Raw genomic sequence first — 4915 nt, forward strand, 5'->3', positions numbered from 1 at the left:
GCCGTAGGGGCCTCGTCTGAGCAGGCGGGGTTTTCGGTGGCGAGGATACCAGCCGTTTCCTTTGGGCTTAGGTCTCGTTCTTTATTTTGGTTCGCCCGGAGGCGACAGGTATGACCACCCTTCGTGAGACAACTCCCGATCTTCCGTCTCATCCGCTCGACATTGTCGAAGACATTGTAACCGCGAATGAGTGGCCGTTCGACCGCGCAAGCGACGACGAGCTGATCGCAGAACTGCGCGGTCGGTGGTGCGATTATCGCTTGTTCTTTGTGTGGCGCGACGATGTGAGCGCGCTGCATTTTTCCTGTGCGTTTGACGCGAAGGTGCCCGAAACGCGCCGCCGCGAAATCTATGCGCTGACCGCCCTCATCAACGAGCGCCTGTGGATCGGCCATTTCGAGGTGAGTCTTGAAGACGGCATGCCCTTGTTCCGCCACACGCTGCCGCTGCGCGGCCTGCTGACCGGCGCGTCCTTGGAGCAGTTGGAAGATTTGGTCGATGCCGCTTTCACCGAGTGCGAGCGCTTCTACCCGGCGTTCCAATTGGTGATCTGGGGCGGCAAATCGGCGGAAGAAGCGCTAGAAGCGGCGCTGTTCGAAACGGTCGGCGAGGCGTAATTCATGGGCCTCGCGCTGCTGCTGCTCGGATGCGGCAAAATGGGCGGGGCTATGGCCCGGGGCTGGTTGGCGTCGGGCACGGTGGACCGCGTTGTGATCGTCGATCCGCATCGCACGAGCGACCCAGTGATCGCCAGTGATGGGCGCGTGTTCTGGGTGCCCGAGGTGGCGGCACTCGATGCGCCGGGCGCGCTCGATGCCGTTATTCTCGCCGTGAAACCGCAAATGATGGATGGGGCGCTGGCTGCGCTCGCGCCGAAACTCACCGGCACGCCCCTGATCCTCTCCATCGCCGCCGGTAAAACCATTGCCTATTTCCGCCAGTATTTCGCTGCCGCGCTGCCGCTGGTGCGCGCGATGCCGAACCTGCCCGCCGCGATTGGCCGGGGCGTGACGGTCTGCGTTGCCACCGACGGCACCTCCCCCGCACACCAGCAGCTTGCGACCGAGCTTCTGTCGGCCTGTGGGGCGGTTGAGTGGGTCGATGACGAAAAGCTGATCGATGCCGTCACCGCGCTTTCGGGCGGCGGTCCCGCCTATGTGTTCGCGCTGATCGAAGCGATGACGGAAGCGGGAATCGCGGTTGGCCTTGCCCCCGATCTTGCCGGGCGCCTCGCCCGTGTTACCGTGGCCGGGGCGGGCGAATTGGTGCATCAGTCGGACCTTCCCGCAAGCACCCTGCGCGAGAATGTGTGCAGCCCCGGCGGCACCACCATCGAAGCCATTAAAGTGCTGATGGGGCCAGAGGGCTGGCAGCCCATCGTGACCCGCGCGATTACCGCCGCCACGCGCCGCGCCGAAGCGCTCGGGTCATAAAACTGCCTTCTTGGTTCGCAGGATTCCCTCTGACCAACCCGGCTGCTTTCTGATAGTTTACCGCCCTTGGGAGGGAGACCCTAAACTGATGACCGATCCGGTTCTTCTGGCGGTAAGCCGCGCCATTGCCGAAACCGCCTGGACCAACGTGCCGATGGCCGAGTGGGCCGCGCGCGCCGATGTTCCATTGGCCGATCTCCAAGCCCGCTTCCCGACCAAACTCGCCCTTCTGCTGGCCTGGAACACGGCGGCCGACCGGATGATGCTCACCGATCTGTCGGCGGATGAGCGGGAAGGCCCGATCCGCGACCGGCTATTCGCCCTGCTGATGCGCCGCATCGATGCGCTGCAACCGGGGCGCGAGGCGCTGGCGCTACTGCCCGATCCGCGCCGGGGCGCGCCGCATCTGCTGCTGGCGGTAACGCCGCACCTGCTGCCCTCGATGGTCTGGACGCTCGAAGCCGCCGGGCTCGCTACCGGCGGCGTGATCGATCTGTTGCGCGCCAAGGCCCTCGGCCTCGCCTATGGGCTGACCTTACGCGCCTTTGTCGCGGACCCGAGCCCCGATCTGGCGGACACGATGAAGGCGCTCGATCAAGCGCTAAAGCGGTTGCAGGGCTGGCCGTTTGCGCTGCCGCGCGAGGCCCCGGCCAAAGGGCCGGACCCCGCGCCCGCCGTGGCCGAGAGCGCTTAAGTTTCCCTCCTGTTTGGCGGGGGAAGTGTGCACGCAAAAGTTATGTTGCACTGCACAAAATGCCTTGATTTTAGGCGGAGGCTGTGACATGGTGTTTTCATGTTGCACCGCAGCAATCGACCTTAGCTCTCAGGAGACCTCTCATGGCCCAGAACCCCTTCTTCGATTTCGACTTCAGCAAGATCATTTCTGAATACAAGCTGCCGGGCGTGGATGTGGAAGCGCTCGTGTCGGCCCAGCGTCGCAATATCGAAGCGATCACTGCCGCAAACCAGCTCGCCTTCGAAGGCCTTCAGGCCGTCGGTCGTCGTCAGGCCGAAATCCTGCGTCAGACGCTGGAAGAAGCCGCCGCCGTGCTGCGCGATAGCGTCGCCCAGGGCTCGCCGGAAGAAAAAATCGGCAAGCAGACCGAATTGGCCAAACAAGCCTTCGAAAAGGCGCTGGCCAATATGAAGGAACTCGCCGACCTGCTCACCAAGTCGAACCAGGAAGCCGCTGCCGTCATCAGCGCGCGCGTAACCGCGAGCATCGACGAAGTGAAGGGCCTGTTGGCCAATATCAAGAAATAACACCGACAGCCGTCGATTGTTTTTCACGAAGGGCTATTCTCGTAAGAGAATAGCCCTTTCGTTTATTATACGAGCGTTCGTATAAATTATTAGAATTTCCTTAAGGAAGGCCCTAAAATTTTACCCCGTCTCAATGATTGTCCATAAATAGTTTCACAAAACCGTCATTAAGCCCGGAGTAATTTGGCGGCGTCTCTTCTAGGAGGTTCCGACCATGACCCTTCCCGCTCTCGGTATCCGGGGTCGGCTTTGGCTGGCGTTTGGCGCGATTTCGACGCTGCCGATTATCGCCGCCCTTGTCGCCTGGCTGGCCTTTGCCGATGTTGCCGCCCGGATGGATCTGGTCGCCGATCAACGCCTGCCGCAAATCGAAACCGCCCTGCGGCTTGCCGCCAAAGCCGAACAGCTTGTCGGCTTCGGCCCCGCCCTGGTTGCCGCGCCCGATGCCGAGACGCGCGGCGCGCTTTGGCAAAAAATGGCCCCGACGCAAACCGAAGCGCGGCGACTGATCGACGCGCTGCGCGGCACGACCGACCCGAGCGAAATCACCGATTACAGCTCCTATATCGACGATATGGGCCGCATGCTGGACGGGATTCGCCAGGCGGTTGAGACGACAAGCCAAGCGCGCGCCGACCTCGCCCGAATCATGCTCTCGGTCGATCTGACCGCCCAGGATTTCGATCAATCCGCCGCACTGCTAAGCCAGAGCGATACTGGCACCCTACTGCGCCAGCTCAACGCCCGCCTAACCACCCAAACCCAGACCCTTCCCGCCGTGGCCGATGTCGACGCCGTCACCCGCACCACCCAAGCCGTTCAAGAACAGCAGGCGACGATGGTGCGCCTGATCGACGGGCTCCCGGCTGCCGATAAGCAGGAAATGGCCCCAGCGCTGGCGGCCTGGCAGGCGATTCTGGCCGAACGGCCCTTCCAAAAACAGGCCAGTTATCTTTTGGACGGCCAAGACCGTGATTTTCTGCTGATCTCCAACGTCGAGATCGCTGAACGCATCCGCGAACGCACGACCAAACTGGTGCAGGACGCGCGCGGCGGGGTTATGACCGCCGCCGACGACGTGCGTCGTGTGATCGAGGTTGGCGTGCAGAAGCTGATTCTCGTCGCCGTTGGGGCCGTGGTGCTCGCCATCGTCATCGGCTGGCTTTATGTGAGCCGCCGGGTCATTCGCCGCCTGATGCGCCTGATCGATGCAATGGGTCGCCTGTCCCAGGGCCAGCGCGACGCGTTGATCGAGGATAAAGGCCGCGACGAAATCGGCGCGATGGCCGAAGCTTTGCGGATTTTCCATGCCAATGCTCTGGCCGTCGATCGGCTCAATCAGGAGAAAATCGAAACCGAACGGCTGGCGGAGGAAGAACGCCGCGCCACCCTAAACCGCCTCGCCGATGGGTTCGAAGCCAGCGTGCGCCATATCGTCGAGGATGTGGGCAGCGCCGCCCAGGATATGCAGGGCTCCGCCGATGGGCTCGCCGAGGTCGTCGGCACCACCCAAGAGCGGGCAGAGGATGTGCGCAGCGCCTCCGATCAAGCGGTGATGCACAGTCAAACCGTTGCCTCGGCAGCAGAAGAGTTGACCAGCGCCATCGGCGAAATCGGACGCCAAGTCAATCACGCCGCCGGAATCACCGGCTCGGCCAGCGCCGCCGCCGATATGTCGGAACAGCAGATGCGCCAACTTGCCGCCGACGCCCAGCGCATCAATGACGTGGTGAAACTCATTCAGGATATTGCCGCGCAGACCAATCTGCTCGCCCTCAACGCCACCATCGAAGCCGCCCGCGCCGGGGAGGCCGGCAAAGGCTTCGCCGTGGTCGCCGCCGAAGTCAAAGCGCTGGCTATGCAAACCGGGCGCGCAACCGACGAGATTCGCGGGCTTGTCTCCACCATCGGCGCGCAAACCCAGGTGGCGGTCGGCAATATCGCCAATATTACAGGCGTCATGCGCGAGGTGAACGAGGTCGCCGCCGCCATTGCCGCCGCTGTGGAAGAACAGGGGGCCGCGACCCAGGAAATCGCCCGCACCGTTCAGGATGTTGCGCAAGGCGCCGTGGGCGTGAACCGCAATATTCTGGCGGTCTCCGACGCAACGGCGACGGCGCGCATGGTGTCGGCCGCCGTACAAACTGCCGCAACGGGGCTCTCGACCTCGGCCCAAACCTTGCGCCAGGAAGTCGATGAGTTCGTTGCGCGGGTGCGGG

At 63.1% G+C, this 4915-nt stretch carries 5 protein-coding genes; all 5 read left to right on the forward strand.

Annotated elements, in window-relative coordinates:
* Positions 1-110 precede the first annotated feature (110 nt).
* Positions 111-617 carry a type III secretion system chaperone family protein gene (locus VZ95_RS12950; protein WP_045776214.1) on the forward strand — a complete coding sequence of 169 codons (507 nt, stop codon included), beginning with the start codon at positions 111-113 and terminating at the stop codon, positions 615-617.
* A 3-nt stretch (positions 618-620) separates the two neighbouring features.
* Positions 621-1433 (forward strand): pyrroline-5-carboxylate reductase, encoded by an 813-nt coding sequence (gene proC, locus VZ95_RS12955; protein WP_045776215.1) that lies wholly within the window; start codon positions 621-623, stop codon positions 1431-1433.
* Positions 1434-1521: 88 nt separating this feature from the next.
* Positions 1522-2127 carry a hypothetical protein gene (locus tag VZ95_RS12960; RefSeq protein WP_052711748.1) on the forward strand — a complete coding sequence of 202 codons (606 nt, stop codon included), beginning with the start codon at positions 1522-1524 and terminating at the stop codon, positions 2125-2127.
* Positions 2128-2270: 143 nt separating this feature from the next.
* Positions 2271-2696: a phasin family protein gene (locus VZ95_RS12965; RefSeq protein ID WP_045776216.1), complete on the forward strand. Its 426-nt coding sequence runs from the start codon at positions 2271-2273 to the stop codon at positions 2694-2696.
* Between the two features lie 214 nt (positions 2697-2910).
* Positions 2911-4915, forward strand: a 2005-nt coding sequence (locus VZ95_RS22070) for a methyl-accepting chemotaxis protein (RefSeq protein WP_052711749.1), incomplete at its 3' end; no start/stop codon positions are given.

The organism is Elstera litoralis (assembly GCF_000963705.1).
GTDB lineage: Bacteria > Pseudomonadota > Alphaproteobacteria > Elsterales > Elsteraceae > Elstera > Elstera litoralis.

What these genes read in the sequence shown, in the direction of transcription:
- VZ95_RS12950 (WP_045776214.1), top strand. Translation starts at nt 111, where the DNA reads ATGACCACCCTTCGTGAGACAACTCCCGATCTTCCGTCTCATCCGCTC.
- proC (WP_045776215.1), top strand. Translation starts at nt 621, where the DNA reads ATGGGCCTCGCGCTGCTGCTGCTCGGATGCGGCAAAATGGGCGGGGCT.
- VZ95_RS12960 (WP_052711748.1), top strand. Translation starts at nt 1,522, where the DNA reads ATGACCGATCCGGTTCTTCTGGCGGTAAGCCGCGCCATTGCCGAAACC.
- VZ95_RS12965 (WP_045776216.1), top strand. Translation starts at nt 2,271, where the DNA reads ATGGCCCAGAACCCCTTCTTCGATTTCGACTTCAGCAAGATCATTTCT.